Origin of the sequence: Faecalibacterium sp. An58 (assembly GCF_002161515.1) — a bacterium.
In the GTDB taxonomy this organism is placed as follows: domain Bacteria; phylum Bacillota; class Clostridia; order Oscillospirales; family Ruminococcaceae; genus Faecalibacterium; species Faecalibacterium avium.
Genome location: NZ_NFHX01000024.1, coordinates 1 through 15299, shown reverse-complemented (window position 1 = coordinate 15299; position 15299 = coordinate 1). Strand labels below are relative to the sequence as shown.

13 protein-coding genes and 1 tRNA gene are annotated in these 15299 nt (G+C 65.7%); 3 read left to right on the top strand and 11 right to left on the bottom strand.

Annotated elements, in window-relative coordinates; translation table 11 throughout:
• Window positions 1-4 precede the first annotated feature (4 nt).
• From truB to B5G12_RS11530, 9 genes are all read right to left on the bottom strand, one after another.
• On the bottom strand, window positions 5-883 hold the full coding sequence (gene truB, locus B5G12_RS11570; protein WP_087325015.1) for a tRNA pseudouridine(55) synthase TruB: 879 nt from the start codon (window positions 881-883) through the stop codon (window positions 5-7).
• Window positions 883-1863 carry a DHH family phosphoesterase gene (locus tag B5G12_RS11565; RefSeq protein ID WP_242956025.1) on the bottom strand — a complete coding sequence of 327 codons (981 nt, stop codon included), beginning with the start codon at window positions 1861-1863 and terminating at the stop codon, window positions 883-885. The genes truB and B5G12_RS11565 overlap by 1 nt, the downstream gene beginning before the upstream one ends.
• Window positions 1864-1891: 28 nt before the next feature.
• Complete coding sequence (gene rbfA, locus B5G12_RS11560; RefSeq protein ID WP_087232959.1) at window positions 1892-2263, bottom strand: 30S ribosome-binding factor RbfA; 372 nt, start codon at window positions 2261-2263, stop codon at window positions 1892-1894.
• Window positions 2264-2326: 63 nt separating this feature from the next.
• Window positions 2327-4744: a translation initiation factor IF-2 gene (gene infB / locus B5G12_RS11555; RefSeq protein ID WP_087232956.1), complete on the bottom strand. Its 2418-nt coding sequence runs from the start codon at window positions 4742-4744 to the stop codon at window positions 2327-2329.
• Entirely contained in the window at window positions 4741-5115 is a 375-nt protein-coding gene (locus B5G12_RS11550) for a L7Ae/L30e/S12e/Gadd45 family ribosomal protein (RefSeq protein ID WP_087232953.1), read from the bottom strand. Before B5G12_RS11550 ends, infB begins: the two co-directional genes overlap by 4 nt.
• Window positions 5102-5407 (bottom strand): RNase P modulator RnpM, encoded by a 306-nt coding sequence (rnpM, locus tag B5G12_RS11545; protein WP_087232950.1) that lies wholly within the window; start codon window positions 5405-5407, stop codon window positions 5102-5104. The genes B5G12_RS11550 and rnpM overlap by 14 nt, the downstream gene beginning before the upstream one ends.
• Window positions 5408-5424: 17 nt before the next feature.
• The gene (nusA, locus tag B5G12_RS11540; protein WP_087232947.1) at window positions 5425-6570 is read right to left on the bottom strand and encodes a transcription termination factor NusA; all 1146 of its coding nucleotides are present in this window, start codon (window positions 6568-6570) and stop codon (window positions 5425-5427) included.
• Window positions 6571-6597: 27 nt separating this feature from the next.
• Entirely contained in the window at window positions 6598-7080 is a 483-nt protein-coding gene (rimP, locus tag B5G12_RS11535) for a ribosome maturation factor RimP (protein ID WP_087325014.1), read from the bottom strand.
• A 228-nt stretch (window positions 7081-7308) separates the two neighbouring features.
• The gene (locus B5G12_RS11530) at window positions 7309-8730 is read right to left on the bottom strand and encodes a glycine--tRNA ligase (RefSeq protein ID WP_087232941.1); all 1422 of its coding nucleotides are present in this window, start codon (window positions 8728-8730) and stop codon (window positions 7309-7311) included.
• Between the two features lie 189 nt (window positions 8731-8919).
• Here B5G12_RS11530 and B5G12_RS11525 point away from each other — a divergent pair, with 189 nt between their 5' ends.
• Entirely contained in the window at window positions 8920-10161 is a 1242-nt protein-coding gene (locus tag B5G12_RS11525) for an aminopeptidase (RefSeq protein WP_087232938.1), read from the top strand.
• 22 nt (window positions 10162-10183) lie between these two features.
• Window positions 10184-10669, top strand: a complete 486-nt coding sequence (locus B5G12_RS11520) for a 23S rRNA (pseudouridine(1915)-N(3))-methyltransferase RlmH (RefSeq protein WP_087232935.1) — start codon at window positions 10184-10186, stop codon at window positions 10667-10669.
• A 43-nt stretch (window positions 10670-10712) separates the two neighbouring features.
• On the opposite strand, the gene B5G12_RS11515 is transcribed toward B5G12_RS11520, so the two are convergent.
• Window positions 10713-12959 (bottom strand): DNA gyrase subunit A, encoded by a 2247-nt coding sequence (locus B5G12_RS11515; RefSeq protein WP_087325004.1) that lies wholly within the window; start codon window positions 12957-12959, stop codon window positions 10713-10715.
• 30 nt (window positions 12960-12989) lie between these two features.
• Window positions 12990-14981 carry a DNA gyrase/topoisomerase IV subunit B gene (locus B5G12_RS11510; RefSeq protein WP_087325003.1) on the bottom strand — a complete coding sequence of 664 codons (1992 nt, stop codon included), beginning with the start codon at window positions 14979-14981 and terminating at the stop codon, window positions 12990-12992.
• 199 nt (window positions 14982-15180) lie between these two features.
• Here B5G12_RS11510 and B5G12_RS11505 point away from each other — a divergent pair.
• Window positions 15181-15256 (top strand) — tRNA-Phe (locus tag B5G12_RS11505).
• Window positions 15257-15299: the final 43 nt, after the last annotated feature.

The following is a 15299-nucleotide window of genomic DNA, read 5'->3' as shown; positions in this document are numbered from 1 at the left end:
CGGGTCAGCCCCGCTCCACAAACAGTTTTTCCACACGCAGCACCCCGCCTGTCACATTGGCCAGACCCAGAAAGGCGCCGGCGGCGTCCCGCACCCGGTATCGCCCGTCCGGAGCCGGATAGCGGCTGGTGGGGCAGCCGTTCATCAGATGGGCGGCCACCCGCGCGTCCGCCGTCAAAAGCGGCAGCGGCTCGAATACCCGCTCCACCGGCAGCAGCAGCGCCTCCAGCGTCCCCTGCTGCCGCGCCTCCAGGATGCAGTCCATGGTGTGGGCGTCGGCCTCGGCAAAAAGGCCCGCCCGGACCCGCCGCAGTGCGCTCATGGTGCCGAGCTGGCCCATGGCCGCCGCGATCTCCTCCAGCAGGGTGCGGATATAGGTGCCCTTGGAGCAGCGCACCAGCAGCGTGTATTCCCCGGGGGCCGGGCTGCCCTGGTACTCGATGGCGTAGACCTGGATGGGCCGGGGCTTGCGCTCCACCTCCAGGCCCTGGCGGGCCGCCTTGTAGAGGGGCTGGCCGTTCACCTTCACCGCCGAGTACATGGGGGGCGTCTGCATCTGGGGCCCCACGAACCGGGGCAGCACCTCCAGCAGCTCCTTCTCTCCCCCCGTGACGGGGCGCTGTTCCAGCACCCTGCCGGTGACGTCCCCGGTATCGGTGCGGCAGCCCAGGCGCAGGACGGCCCGGTAGGTCTTGTCATGGTCCAGCTGGAGGTCCACTGCCTTGCTGGCAAAGCCGCAGAACACGGGCAGCACTCCGGTGGCCATGGGGTCCAGCGTACCGCTGTGCCCCAGCTTGCGGGTGCCCAGCACCCCCCGCAGCTTGGCAATGACGTCAAAGCTGGTCCAGCCGGCGGGCTTGTCCACCACAAGGATCCCCTGCATCATGGCCGGGCCTCCTCGCCGGCGTCCAGCACCGCCCGGGCCTCGGCCAGCACCGCCTGCCGGGCGTTGTCCAGCGTGCCCAGCAGTTCACAGCCTGCGGCCCGCAGGTGCCCGCCGCCGCCCAGACGCCGGGCGATGGCGCAGGCGTCCACCCCTTTGGCGGTGCGGATGCTGACCCGCCAGCTGCCGCCGGGCAGCTGACGGAAGGTCAGGCCCACCTGCACCCCTTCGATGCCGATGGGCAGGGCGGTCAGCTCGTCCAGGTCGGCGGGGTCGGCGCCGCTGGCGGCCGTCTCGTCCCGGTCCAGCCAGATGACGGCGCACCGGCCCTCCAGCTCGTAGGTCAGGTGGCTGCGGGCGATCCGCTCGGCCTCCATCTGGCCCCGGCTCCGGGTGGCGAACAGGATGGTGTTCAGCTCCTCCACCCGGGCCCCGGCCTCGATCAGGCCGGCGGCCACCCGGTGGGTGCGGGCGGTGGTGTTGGCAAAGCGGAAGCAGCCGGTGTCGGTGGCAAGGCCGGTGTACAGACAGTCAGCCACCAGCGGGGTGATCTCAGCCCCCATGGCCTGCAGCACCTCCCACAGCAGTTCGGCCGCGGCTGCCGCCGAGGCGTCCAGCAGGGTGCAGTCGGCATAGCCTCCGTTGCCCGCATGGTGGTCGATGCACAGATCCACATGGCGGCTGTAAGCGGGCATCAGGCCCGCATCCCCCAGCAGGGCCACCCCTGCCACATCCACCGCCACCACCAGATCCGGGACAAACTCGCCCCGGAACAGCCTGGGCCGGGTGAAGGACAGGCGGGGCGGGATGGGGTCGGCGCAGAGCACCGCCGCCTGGCGGCCCATGCCGTTGAGGACATGGCAGAGGGCGGCGCCGCAGCCGATGGTATCCCCATCGGGGTTCTTGTGGCACAGGATCAGCACCTGCCCGGCTTCCAGCAGCCGGGCGGCGGCCTGTTCCACATGCATGGATTGGGTCATAGCTGTCGTCATCCTTTCCGGCGCAGGGTCACGCATCCTCTGCGGGACCGTCCTCATCCACCTTCAGGTCCTTGAGCAGCTGGTTGATGTGGGCGGCATAGGCCGCGCCGTCATCCTCCACGAACACCAGCCGGGGGGCCTTGCGGATGTGCATTTTGCGGCTCAGCTCGGTGCGCACATGGCCGGCGGCCCCGTTCAGGGCCTGGACCACCGGGGCGGGGCCGCCCTCATGGCCCATGACGCTGACATACACCTTGGCCACATCCAGGTCGGCCGTCACATCCAGCCGGGTGACGGTCAGCAGGCCGCCCTCCAGGCGGGGGTCCTTCAGGCGGGAAATGATGGCGATCAGCTCCCGCTTCATATCCTGGGCCAGACGGCCCATATTTTTTTCAGACATAGCTTTTCTCCCTTCTCACGGCGCGCGAAAAACGGCCCGTCATGCTCTTGGTCCGGGGAGCGCTCAGTCGCGGTACTCCTCCATCCGGAAGGCCTCGTACACGTCGCCCTCCTTCACGTCCGAGAACTTGGCCAGGGTGACGCCGCACTCGTAGCCCTCGGCCACTTCCTTGACGTCGTCCTTGAAGCGGCGCAGGGATGCGATCTCGTCCTCCGCGATGACGATGCCGTCCCGCACCACACGGATCTTGCTGTCCCGGGTGATCTTGCCCGAGGTGACGCGGCAGCCGGCCACGGTGCCCACGCTGCTGATCTTGTACACCTGGCGCACCTGCAGCTCGCCCAGGGACACCTCGCGGTATTTGGGCGCCAGCATACCCTTCATGGCGTCGGACACATCGTTGATGGCGTCGTAGATGACGCGGTACATCCGCATCTCCACCTTGGTGGCTGCGGCGGCCTCCTTGGCGATGTTGTCGGGGCGGACGTTGAAGCCGATGATGATGGCGTTGGATGCGTCGGCCAGGTCCACGTCCGACTTGCTGATGGCGCCCACGCCGGCGTGGATGACCCGCACCCGCACTTCCTCGTTGGACAGCTTCTCCAGCGACTGCTTGACGGCCTCGGCAGAGCCCTGCACGTCGGCCTTGACCACGATGGCCAGTTCCTTCATGTCGTTCTGGGCCATCTGGGTGAACAGGTTATCCAGGGTGACCTTCTGGAAGGCGGAGAACTGCTTCTCCTTGGCGGCAGCGGCGCGCTTCTCGGCCAGCTCACGGGCCAGGCGCTCGTCGGCCACCGCCTCGAACAGGTCGCCGGCCTCGGGCACGGCGGTCAGGCCGGTGATCTCCACGGGGGTGGAGGGGGTGGCGTTGGCAATGGAACGGCCCTTGTCGTCCCGCATGGTGCGCACGCGGCCCACGGCGGTGCCGGCGATCAGCACATCGCCGATGTGCAGCGTGCCGTTCTGGACCAGCAGGGTGGCGATGGGGCCCTGGCCCTTGTCCAGGCGGGCTTCCACCACGGCGCCCTTGGCGCGGCGGTTGGGGTTGGCCTTCAGCTCCATCACCTCGGCCTCCAGGGCGATGCGCTCCAGCAGGTCGCTGATGCCCTTGCCGGTGAGGGCGGACACCGGGATGCAGGCGGTATCGCCGCCCCAGTCCTCGGCGATGAGGCCGTATTTGGTCAGGTCCTCCATCACCCGCTCGGGGTTGGCGGTGGGTTTATCCATCTTGTTGATGGCCACGATCACCTTGACGTTGGCGGCCTTGGCGTGGTTGATGGACTCAATGGTCTGGGGCATGATGCCGTCATCGGCAGCCACCACCAGCACCGCGATGTCGGTCATGTTGGCGCCGCGGGCACGCATGGAGGTGAAGGCCTCGTGGCCGGGGGTATCCAGGAAGGTGATCAGGTCGTCCCCCACCTTGACCTGGTATGCGCCGATGGCCTGGGTGATGCCGCCGGCCTCGCCGGCCGTGACGTTGGTCTTGCGGATGGCGTCCAGGATGCTGGTCTTGCCGTGGTCGACGTGGCCCATGACGCAGACCACCGGGGGACGGGGCTGCAGATCGGCTTCGTTGTCCTGCTCCGGCTCGAACAGACGCTCCTCGATGGTGACGTGCACCTCGTGCTCCACCTTGGCGTGGAACTCCTCGGCGATGAGGGAGGCGGTATCGAAATCGATGACGTCGTTGATGGCGTGCATCTCACCCATCTGCATGAACTTGGCGATCACCTTGCCGGCCTGCTGCTTGAGCCGGGCGGCCAGCTCACCCACCGTGATCTCGTCGGGGATGGACACCTTCAGCTGGGCGTTGCGGGCCTTCTCCAGCTGGATGCGCTGCATCCGCTCGGCCTCGGTCTCCCGCTTGCCCTTCTGGTACTGCTGGCGCTGGCGCTGGCCCCGCTGGGTGAACTTCTGCTTGTTGCCCTGGGGGGTGGGCTTGCGGCGGTTCTCGGTGTTCTTGGTGGAGGCCAGGTCGTCGTAGCGCACGTCGAAGCGGTCCACGTTGACATCCACCGTGCGGGTATCCACCGTCACCTGGTTGTCCTGGCGCTTGACCTGCACCGATTCGGCGGCAGAGGCCTTGGTGCCGGTCTCGCGGCCCAGCTCACTGAGGGAGACGGTCTTTTCGTCCCGCTTCTTGTGGGCCTGGGGCGCGGGCTTGTGCTTTTCGGCCGGCTGCTGCTTTGCGCCCTGCTTGGCGCCGCCGCTGCTGCCGGCGCCCTTCTGGCCGTTCTTGGCGGCGGGGGCGGGGGCGGCCTTGGGCTCGGGCCGGGCACTGTTCAGGAAGGCCGACAGGTCCGCCTCGCTGTTCTGGCTGCTGAGGCGGTCCAGCAAAAGGTTCAGCTCCTTTTCTTCCAGGGTGGAGCTGTTCTTTTTGTCCTTGATCCCGGCCTGGGTCAAGGTGTCGAGGATCTTCTTGACCGAAAGGCCGGTGTCCTTTGCAAAATCTGTGACTTTATATTTTACGATCATTCGCTTATATCCTCCTCGTATTTGATGGCGCCGCAGGCCTGCAGCCGGTCATAGCAGAGCTTTGCCAGGTTGCGGTCGGTGACGGCGCATACGGCCATGGGCCGGCGGCCCAGGGGGGCCAGCCGCTCCATGGTCAAAGGCAGGGCCAGCACGTCCACCACGTCGCCGATGCTCGCGCGCAGGCGGCTCGCGGTCTTGGGGCTGGCATCGGCGGCGGTGAGCGCCAGCCAGGCTTTGCCGCTGAGGGCGGCTTCCTCCACGGCGTCAAACCCCATCACCAGCCTGCCCGCCTTGCGGCACAGGCTGAGGGCCTGGAACAAAGCGTCCTCGGGGGGCATGGCGGGCTTGGGCGCAGCTTTAGCTTTGGGCATCGGTTCCCTCCTTCTGGACGGCGGCCAGCTGGTCGGCCAGCTGCTGGTAGACCCCTGCGGGCACGGGCTGTTCAAAGCTGCGCTCCAGGGCTTTCTTTTTCTGCGCCTTGGCCAGGCAGGCGGGGTCGGGGCACAGATACGCGCCCCGGCCCGGCTTTTTGCCGGTGGTGTCGATGGAGATGGTCCCGTCGGGACCCCGCACCACCCGCACCAGCTCCTTTTTGGGGCGGCTGGTCTGGCAGCCCACGCACTGGCGCATGGGGATCTTTTTTTGCGGCTTGTGCTGCGGCATCACACGTCCCTCCCCCGTCATTCGGCGGCGGGTGCCGCCTCAGGGTCTGCCTGCGCGGGCCGGGCCTCGGCCTCGGCCTTGGGCTCCTCCTGGGGCTCCTCGCCATAGTAGCCGCTCTCGGGGCGGATGTCGATGTTGTAGCCGGTCAGCCGGGCGCACAGGCGGGCGTTCTGGCCCTTGTTGCCGATGGCCAGGCTGAGCTGGTTGTCGGGGACGGTGACCCGGCACGAGCGGCTCTCGCCGGGCAGCAGCTCCACCTTCAGCACCTTGGCGGGGCTGAGGGCCGAGGCGATGAAGGCGGCAGGATCGTCGCTCCACTGCACGATGTCGATCTTCTCGCCGTGCAGATGGCCCACCACGGCGGCCACACGGTCCCCGCGGGGGCCGATGCAGGCCGAGACGGGGTTGACGTTGGCGTCCCGGCTGGACACCGCCATCTTGGTGCGGGTGCCGGCCTCCCGGGCGATGGCCTTGACCTCCACCGTGCCGTCGAAGATCTCGGGCACTTCCAGCTCGAACAGGCGCTTGACCAGGCCGGGATGGGTGCGGCTGATCATGACGCGGGGGCCGCGCTCGGTGGCGGCCACGTCGATGACATAGACCTGCAGCTGCTGGCCCTCGGTGTAGCTCTCGCCCGGCACCTGCTCGCTGCGGGGCAGCACGGCTTCGCCGCCCTTGCCCATATCCACAGCCACCAGGCCCCGCTCGTGATCCACGCGGGTGACGGTGGCCATGACGATGTCGTGGCTCTTGGACTGGATCTCGCTGAGCTGCTGGCTGCGCTCGGCCTCCCGGATGCCCTGCCGGATGACGTGCTTGGCGGTCTGGGCGGCGATGCGGCCGAAGTCCCGGGTCTTGAGGGGGGTGATCACCCGGTCGCCCACCTGGTAGGTGCGGCGCAGGGTCTGGGCCTTGCTGAGGGGCAGCTGGGTGTGCTCGTTCTCCCAGTCCTCGTCGGCCACCACGTCCTGCACCAGGGCCACGTTGAAGGCGCCTGCGGCGGGGTCGATCTCCACGATGACGTTGTCGTCCTCCACATCGTAGTTCTTTTTGACGGCGATCACGATCGCCGCCCGGATCTTCTCGATCAGATATTCGGCGGTGATGCCCCGTTCATGCTCCAGCATGGTGAGGGCCTCGAAGAATTCATTGTTGCCTGCCATTTTTCGGTATTCCTCCCAATATGTTGATTAAAACAAGTCCTCATCGTCGCACAGCTGGGCCTTGCTGACCGCGGTCAGCTCCACCGTGACGGGGCCCTCGGCGGTGTCCAGGGTGACGGCGCCGCCCTGGCGGCCGGTCAGGACGCCTTCCAGCTGGCGGCGGCCTGCCGCGTCGGGCCGGTACAGCCGCAGCCGCACCGTTTGGCCGGTCAGGGCGTCGTAGTGCTCAGGCCGGGTGAGCCGGCGGCCCAGACCCGGGGAGCCCACCTCCAGATAGTAGCTCTGGGGGATGGGGTCGACCTCGTCCAGCACCGGGTCCAGCGCATGGGACACGGCGGCGCAGGTATCGGTGTCCATCGGGCCGTCCCGGTCGATCAGTACCCGCAGATACCATTCCGGACCTTCTTTTTCAAATACCACGTCCCAAAGCCGCAGTCCCATCTCCTCGACGATGGGACGCACCAGCGCTTCCACGCGCTGCGCGGTATTCCCGCTCGCTTGCTTCGCCATGTTGAAAACCTCCATATCAAACAAGAAAAGCGGACCTTGCGGCCCACTTTCCATTCAATCGTGTATTCGTACTATCAGAATATACCACACATCGGCGGAATATGCAAGAGTGTGGAGCCAAAAGGCGCCGGTATTTTCCCGCGCCGCGCGCCAAAAAGGTCCCCCGCGCCCGGCACAGGGCGGCGGAGGACCCGCGCGCAGGACATTTCGGCCCGCCTGCCGGGGCTTTTAGAACGCCATCTTTTCCTCCAGCCAGGCGCGCAGCTGGGTGATGGGCATACGCACCTGCTCCATGGTGTCGCGGTCGCGGACGGTGACGCAGCCGTCGGCAGCGATGCCCTTGGCCTCGTCGCCCACCGTGTCGAAGTCCACCGTGATGCAGTAGGGGGTGCCGATCTCATCCTCACGGCGGTAGCGCTTGCCGATCGAGCCGGTCTCGTCGTAGTCCACCATGAAGTATTTGCACAGTTCGTTGCGGATCTCCATCGCCTTGGGCGCCAGCTTCTTGCTCAGGGGCAGCACCGCGCACTTGTAAGGGGCCAGGGCCGGGTGCAGGTGCAGCACCGTGCGCACGTCCTCCTTGCCCTTGGCGTCGGTCAGGCGCTCCTCGTCGTAGGCCTCGCACAGGAAGGCCAGGGCCACACGGTCACAGCCCAGGGACGGCTCGATGACGTAGGGGATATAGTGCTCGCCGGTCTCGGCGTCGTAGTATTCCAGGCTCTTGCCCGAGGCTTCCTGGTGACGGCCCAGGTCGTAGTTGGTGCGGTCTGCGATGCCCCACAGCTCGCCCCAGTCGGTGAAGGGGAAGGCGTACTCGATGTCGGTGGTGGCGCGGCTGTAGAAAGCCAGCTCGGCCGCCTCGTGGTCGCGCAGGCGCAGGTGCTCCTCCTTGATGCCCAGGCTCAGCAGCCAGTTCTTGCAGAACTCCTTCCAGTAGGCGAACCACTCCAGGTCGGTGCCCGGCTTGCAGAAGAACTCGCACTCCATCTGCTCGAACTCCCGGGTGCGGAAGGTAAAGTTGCCCGGGGTGATCTCATTGCGGAAGGCCTTGCCCACCTGGCACACGCCGAAGGGCAGCTTGCGGCGGGTGGTGCGCTGGATGTTGGCAAAGTTGACAAAGATGCCCTGGGCCGTCTCGGGCCGCAGATAGCACACCGAGGAGCTGTCCTCGGTGACGCCGATGGCCGTCTTGAACATCAGGTTGAACTTGCGGATGGGGGTGAAATCGTGCTTGCCGCAGACCGGGCAGACCACCTGGGGATGCTCGGCGATGAACTGATCCATCTCATCAAAGCTCATGGCGTCCACGTTCACGTCGGGGAACTCGTCCGCGATCAGCTTGTCGGCCCGGTGGCGGGCCTTGCAGGCACGGCAGTCCAGCAGGGGGTCCGAGAAGCTGGCCACATGGCCGGTGGTCACCCAGGTCTGGGGGTTCATCAGGATGGCCGCATCCAGGCCCACATTATAAGGGCTCTCCTGGACGAACTTCTTCAGCCACGCCTTTTTGACGTTGTTCTTGAACTCGACGCCCAGAGGGCCGTAGTCCCAGCTGTTGGCCAGGCCGCCGTAAATTTCCGACCCGGGAAAGACAAAGCCCCGGTTCTTGCACAGGGCCACGATCGTATCAAGGGTCTTTTCGCTGTGTTCCATAGTATTCCATTCCTTTCCGTCCGCGGCTGGCTTGCCGCGTCGCTGCGTGGAGCCCGGGCGCACCCCGGGCGTGTACCCCTCTACTTTACCATGACCCGGGCCAAAACACAAGTGGCGTCTTGTGCCGCCGGGCCCTTTGGGTTATACTGATACCAAAACCACCCCGAATGCAGAAAGGAAACCAGATCCATGGAACATTTCGATACGCTTTTAGCCAAATACGCCGACTTCATCGTGCGGGTGGGCTGCAACGTCCAGCCGGGGCAGACCCTCATCATCGGCGCTCCGCTGGAGGCCGCCCCCCTGGCCCGTCTGTGCGCCGCCAGCGCCTTTGACGCCGGCGCCCGGGACGTGCGGGTGGACTGGAGCGACGACGCCCTCACCCGCATCCGCCTGGAAAAAGGGGCCGAGGAGGCCCTGTGCGACGTCAAGCCCTACCTGCTGCGCAGCTACCTGGACTATGCCGAGAGCGAAGGCGGGGTCTGCGTGCTCAACCTGCTGGCCGACGATCCCGAAGCCCTGGCCGGGCTGGACGCCGGCAAGGTCAGCCGGGTGAGCACCGCCCGCCGCAAGGCCCTGGCCCCCTGGCGCAGCTACACCATGAACGACCGGGTCCAGTGGTCCATCGCGGCCATGCCCTCGGCGGCATGGGCCCGCAAACTCTTCCCCGGCCTGTCCCGGGACGACGCCGTCGAAAAGCTGTGGCAGCTCATCTTCGACACCTGCCGGGTCACCGGCGGGGACCCTGTGGGGGCGTGGAAGGCCCATCTGGACCGCCTGACCGGGCTGCGGGACAAGCTGAACCGGCTGGACCTGGAATCGGTGCGGTTCGAGAGCGGCAACGGCACCGACCTGACGGTGGGCCTGGCCGACGGCGCCGTCTGGGAGAGCGCCGGCAGCGTCAGCGAGAAGGGGGTGCCCTTCCTGCCCAACATCCCCACCGAGGAAGTGTTCACGGCGCCCCACCGGGACAAGGTGGAGGGCGTGGCGTACGGCACCAAGCCCTACATCCACAACGGCCAGACCATCCGGGGCTTCCACGTCACCTTTGAGAAGGGCCGGATCACCGCCTACGGCGCCGAGGAAAACGAGGCTCTGCTGGGCGAGATCCTGGACACCGACGAGGGCGCCCGCCACATCGGCGAGGTGGCCCTGGTGCCCGCCTCCAGCCCCATCAACCGCAGCGGCGTCATCTTCTGCAACACCCTCTTTGACGAGAACGCCGCCTGCCACATCGCCTTCGGGGCCAGCTATCCCGGCACCACCCGGGGCGGCGCCGGCCTGACCGAGGAGCAGCTCCTGGCCCGCGGCATGAACCAGTCCCTCATCCACGAGGACGTGATGATCGGCGCGGAGGACACCCGCATCACCGGCCGCACCCGCGCCGGCGAGACGGTGGCCCTGTTTGAAAACGGCGAGTGGGTGCTGTGAGGCCGGACGGCAAGGGGGCGCTATGCAAAACATCGACCTGATCTGCCTGGGCAAGCTGAATGCCCGGTACTGCGCCGAGGGGGTGGCGGAATACGCCAAGCGGCTTTCGGCCTTCGTCCATTTCCGGGTGGTGGAACTGCCCGAGGAGAAGATCGAAGAAAAGAACGCCTCCCCCGCCCTGGTGGCCCGGGCCCTGGACAAAGAGGGCAAGGCCATTCTGGGCAGCCTGCGCAAGGGGCAGGCCCTGGTGGCCCTGTGCGTGGAGGGCAAGCTGGTCTCCAGCGAGGACATCGCCGCCCTGCTGGCCCAAAGGGCGGGCAGCGGCGCCGGGGACGTGGCCTTTGTGATCGGCTCGTCCCACGGGCTGTCCGACCAGGTCAAGCGGGCGGCCGCGGCCCGCATCAGCCTGGGGCGGATCACCCTGCCCCACCAGCTGGCCCGCCTGGTGCTGACCGAACAGCTCTACCGCGCCTGCACCATCAACGCCGGCATGAAATACCACAAATAAAACGGCCCCCGCTTTCCTGACGAGAAAGCGGGGGTCATTTGCGTCACTCCATGGTCTGCTGTTCGGCGATGTCCTCCCCGCGCAGCAGCGCGCCCAGCGCAGGCAGGGTGCGCACACGGTAGCGGTGGGGGTCGGCCAGGTCGATGCCGGCCGCCGGCCGCACCGAGGTGATGGACTGGTTCTTTTTCAGGGTCACCACCGCCACGCCCTGGCTGTCCCGGGTGGACTTTTCGGCGATCTGGGCGGTGCCGGCCAGCAGCAGACGCCCGGCGCTGGTGCGGATGGCGATGTCGGTCTCCTCCGGCACGAACAGCAGCGCCGCCAGAGGCTCCTTGTCGCAGTAGGCCCGCAGCAGCTTGCGGCGGTTCTGCTTGGTGGCGTAGGCCGACAGGGGGATCTTGGCGCACTTGCCGCTGGCAAAGAAGAACAGCATCCAGCCGCTGTAATCCCCCGTCAGCACCATGGCGATGGGGTTCTCCCCCTCCTCCATCCCCAGACGGGTGGGCAGGTAGATCCCCATCTGCCCCACCTTGCCGTCCTCGAACTCAGCCAGGCGGATCTTGTACACCTGATGGCGGTCGGTGAAGAAAAGGGCCTCCAGGTTGTTGCGGGCCTCGGCCTGCACCACGATCTCGTCCCCTTCCTTCAGCTTGTGGGCGCCCGCGGTGCGCAGGCTCTGGGGCGGGATCTTCTTGAGGTAGCCCTCCCGGGTGAAGAACACCGTCACCGGGTAGTCGGGCACCTCCTCCCGGGCCTCGGCCTCCTCCTGGGGCAGGTCGTAGAGGATCTCGCTGCGGCGGGGCTGGCCGTACTTTTTGGCCACCGCGTTCAGCTCCTGCACGATGATCCGCCGGATGCGGGCGGGCTTGGCCAGGATGTCCTCCAGGTCTGCGATGTCCGCTTTCAGCTGATCGATCTCACCGGTGCGCTTGAGGATATATTCCCGGTTGAGGTGCCGCAGCCGGATCTCGGCCACATATTCGGCCTGCTCCTCGTCGATGCCGAAGCCGATCATCAGGTTGGGCACCACCTCGGCTTCCTCCTCGGTCTGGCGGATGATCTGCACCGCCTTGTCGATGTCCAGCAGGATGGCCGCCAGGCCCTCCAGCAGATGCAGGCGCTTTTCCTTGCCGTGCAGGTCGTAGTAGGTGCGGCGGCGCACGCACTCGGTGCGGAAGGCCGTCCACTCCTGCAGGATCTCCCGCACCCCCATCACGCGGGGCCTTCCCCCTACCAGGATGTTGAAGTTGCAGCTGAAGCTGTCCTCCAGCGGGGTCAGCCGGAAGAGCTTGGCCATCAGCTTACCGGGGTCCACCCCCCGCTTGAGGTCCAGCGTCAGCTTGAGGCCGTTCAGGTCGGTCTCGTCCCGCATATCGCTCAGCTCTTTCAGCTTGCCGGCCTTGGCCAGCTCGGTGATCTTGTCCATCACCGCCTCCACCGTGGTGGTGGGCGGGATCTGGGTGATCTCCACCATGTTCTCCCCCGGCACCGCGCGCCAGCGGGCCCGCACCCGCACGCTGCCCCGGCCGGACTCAAAGATCTCCTGCATCTGGGCTGCGTCGTACAGGATCTGTCCCCCGCCCACAAAGTCGGGGGCCGGCATGGTGGAACCGATGTCGTGCCGGGGATCCTTGATGAGGGCCACGGTGGTGGCGCACAGCTCGGCCAGGTTGAACGAGCAGATGTTGCAGGCCATGCCCACCGCAATGCCCAGGGTGTTGTTGGCCAGGATGGTGGGGAAGGTCACCGGCAGCAAAGTGGGCTCGGTGGTGGTGCCGTCGTAGTTGGGCACAAAGTCCACCGTCTCCTTGTCGATGTCCCGGAACAGCTCCTCGCACACCGGCTCCAGCCGGGCCTCGGTGTAGCGGGCCGCCGCGCAGGACATATCCCGGCTGTAAGCCTTGCCAAAGTTGCCCTTGCTGTCCACAAAGGGCACCAGCAGGCTCTCGTTGCCCCGGCCCATCCGCACCATGGTGTCATAGATGGCCGCGTCCCCGTGGGGGTTGAGGTGCATGGTGGCGCCCACGATGTTGGCGGACTTGGTGCGGGGGCCCTTCAGCAGGCCCATGCCGTACATGGTGTACAGCAGCTTGCGGTGGGCCGGCTTGAAGCCGTCGATCTCGGGCAGCGCCCGGGAGACGATGACGCTCATGGCGTAGGGCATATAGTTGGTCTCCAGGGTGCGGGTGATGGGGTCCTCCAGCACGCTGCCCGCATTCAGGATCTGCACCCCTTCCCCCAGCTGGGGCCGCACCGGCCCGGATGTTTTTTTCGCGCTCTTTTTCGGCATAGCTCCTTCTTTCTCTCAGTGGCCTTCCGGTCAGGACAGGTCCAGTTCGTCCAGATACTCGGCCCCGTGGGCGGCGATGTGGTCCTTGCGGCCGGCCAGGTTGTCCCCCAGCAGGATGTCGAACACCCGGGCCGTCTCGGCCACGTCGGCGGGCATCACCTTGATCAGCCGGCGGCTGGCGGGGTTCATGGTGGTCAGCCACATCATCTCGGGGTCGTTCTCGCCCAGACCTTTGGAGCGCTGGATGGTGTATTTCTTGTCCCCGATCTTCTTCAAAAAGGCGGCCTTCTCGGCCTCGGTGTAGGCAAAGCAGGTCTGGTCCCTGGTGGTGATCTCATACAGGGGCGACTCGGCGATATACACATACCCCTCCTGGATCAGGGTGGGGGTCAGGCGGTACAGCATGGTCAGCACCAGGGTGCGGATCTGGTAGCCGTCCACGTCCGCATCGGTACAGATGACGATCTTGTTGAACCGCAGGTTGGACAGGCTGAAGGTGGCCAGCTCCTTGTTGTACTTGCCCCCCAGCTCGATGCCGCAGCCCATCACCTTGATGAGGTCCACGATGACGTCCGACTTGAAGATGCGGGCATAGTCCGCCTTGAGGCAGTTGAGGATCTTGCCCCGGATGGGCATGATGGCCTGGAACTCGCTGTCCCGGCTGGTCTTGACCGCGCCCATGGCCGAGTCGCCCTCCACGATATACAGCTCCCGCCGGGCGGGGTCCTTGGTGCGGCAGTCCACGAACTTCTGCACCCGGTTGGCCAGGTCGATCTGGGTGGAGAGGGTCTTTTTGATGCTCTGGCGCGTCTTTTCGGCGTGCTCCCGGCTCTGTTTGTTCACCAGCACCTGCTGGCAGATCTTCTGGGCCTCCTCGGGCTTTTCCAGAAAATACACTTCCAGATAGTGCTTGAGGAAGTCGGTCATGGCCTGGGAGATGAATTTGTTGGTGATGGCCTTCTTGGTCTGGTTCTCATAGCTGGTGCGGGTGGAGAAGCTGGACGACACATACACAAGGCAGTCCTGCACGTCCTGGAAGCTGACCGCGCTCTCCCCCTTTTTGTACATCCCCTTGTCCTTGAGATACTTGTTGATCTGATAGACGAAGGCGGTGCGCACCGCGTGCTCGGGGCTGCCCCCGTGCTCCAGCCAGGAGGAGTTGTGGTAGTATTCCAGCATCTGCACCCGGTTGGAAAAGCAGAAGGCCGCGCTCATCTTTACTTTATATTCCGGCTGGTCCTCCCGGTCCCGGCCCGACGCCTCCGACTCGCAGGCAAAGACGGGGGTCAAAGCGTCCTCCCCCGCCGTCTCCTGCACATAGTCGGCGATGCCGTTCTGGTAGCAGTAGCTCTCCTGCCAGGGCTTGCCGGTGGCGGGGTCCGGTTCCATCTCGTCGGTAAAGGTCAGGGTCAGCCCCGCATTCACCACCGCCTGGCGGCGCAGCACATCTTTATAATAGCCGGCGGGCACCTGGATGTCGGTGAACACCTCGTCGTCCGGCTTCCAGTGGATGATGCTGCCGGTGCGGCGGCCCTTGTAAGGCTCCTTGTGCAGGCCCCCCACGTTCTCGCCCTTCGCGAAGTCCAGGTGGTAGTGGAAACCGTCCCGGTAGATATCGGCGGTCATCCACGCCGAGGCATACTGGGTGGCGCACAGGCCCAGGCCGTTGAGGCCAAGACTGTACTCGTAGTTGTCCTCCCCTTCGCCGTACTTGCCGCCCGCGTACATCTCGCAGAACAGCAGTTCCCAGTTGTAGCGGTCCTCGCCGCTGTTCCAGTCCACCGGCATGCCCCGGCCAAAGTCCTCCACCCGCACGCTGCCGTCCTTGCAGCGGGTGACGTGGATGGTCTTGCCGTAGCCGTCCCGGGCCTCGTCGATGGAGTTGGATATGATCTCAAAGATCGAATGGGCGCATCCTTCCACCCCGTCCGAGCCGAAAATGACCGCGGGGCGCTTGCGGACCCGGTCCGCTCCTTTGAGGGAAGTGATGCTCTCGTTGCCGTATTCCTGTTTTTTTGCCATGTCATTCCTCCGGCAAATCATCGTTCACATTGCTTTCAAGAGTCCATTTAAGCATATCCGGCGGCCAAAAGTCAAATCCATGGCATCTTTGGGCCTGGAATTGATTCGTACGGACGCCGGTTTTCAAATTCTTTGAAAAAAATTGAAATTCCCCCTTTACAAATCCGGATTTTGCGGTATAATAATCAACGTCCGGTGCGCCTCTGTAGCTCAGTTGGTAGAGCAGGGGACTGAAAATCCCCGTGTCATTGGTTCGATTCCGATCGGAGGCACCATATGCGGCCGTAGCTCATCTGGTAGAGCGCCACCTTGCCAAGG

Bases quoted from the DNA above. Each gene is read 5' to 3' on its own strand.
- rnpM (WP_087232950.1), bottom strand. From the start codon at position 5,407: ATGCCGCAGCACAAGCCGCAAAAAAAGATCCCCATGCGCCAGTGCGTG.
- nusA (WP_087232947.1), bottom strand. From the start codon at position 6,570: ATGGCAGGCAACAATGAATTCTTCGAGGCCCTCACCATGCTGGAGCAT.
- B5G12_RS11520 (WP_087232935.1), top strand. From the start codon at position 10,184: ATGCAAAACATCGACCTGATCTGCCTGGGCAAGCTGAATGCCCGGTAC.
- B5G12_RS11565 (WP_242956025.1), bottom strand. From the start codon at position 1,863: ATGACCCAATCCATGCATGTGGAACAGGCCGCCGCCCGGCTGCTGGAA.
- B5G12_RS11550 (WP_087232953.1), bottom strand. From the start codon at position 5,115: ATGCCCAAAGCTAAAGCTGCGCCCAAGCCCGCCATGCCCCCCGAGGAC.
- B5G12_RS11510 (WP_087325003.1), bottom strand. From the start codon at position 14,981: ATGGCAAAAAAACAGGAATACGGCAACGAGAGCATCACTTCCCTCAAA.
- truB (WP_087325015.1), bottom strand. From the start codon at position 883: ATGCAGGGGATCCTTGTGGTGGACAAGCCCGCCGGCTGGACCAGCTTT.
- B5G12_RS11515 (WP_087325004.1), bottom strand. From the start codon at position 12,959: ATGCCGAAAAAGAGCGCGAAAAAAACATCCGGGCCGGTGCGGCCCCAG.
- rimP (WP_087325014.1), bottom strand. From the start codon at position 7,080: ATGGCGAAGCAAGCGAGCGGGAATACCGCGCAGCGCGTGGAAGCGCTG.
- infB (WP_087232956.1), bottom strand. From the start codon at position 4,744: ATGATCGTAAAATATAAAGTCACAGATTTTGCAAAGGACACCGGCCTT.
- B5G12_RS11525 (WP_087232938.1), top strand. From the start codon at position 8,920: ATGGAACATTTCGATACGCTTTTAGCCAAATACGCCGACTTCATCGTG.
- rbfA (WP_087232959.1), bottom strand. From the start codon at position 2,263: ATGTCTGAAAAAAATATGGGCCGTCTGGCCCAGGATATGAAGCGGGAG.
- B5G12_RS11530 (WP_087232941.1), bottom strand. From the start codon at position 8,730: ATGGAACACAGCGAAAAGACCCTTGATACGATCGTGGCCCTGTGCAAG.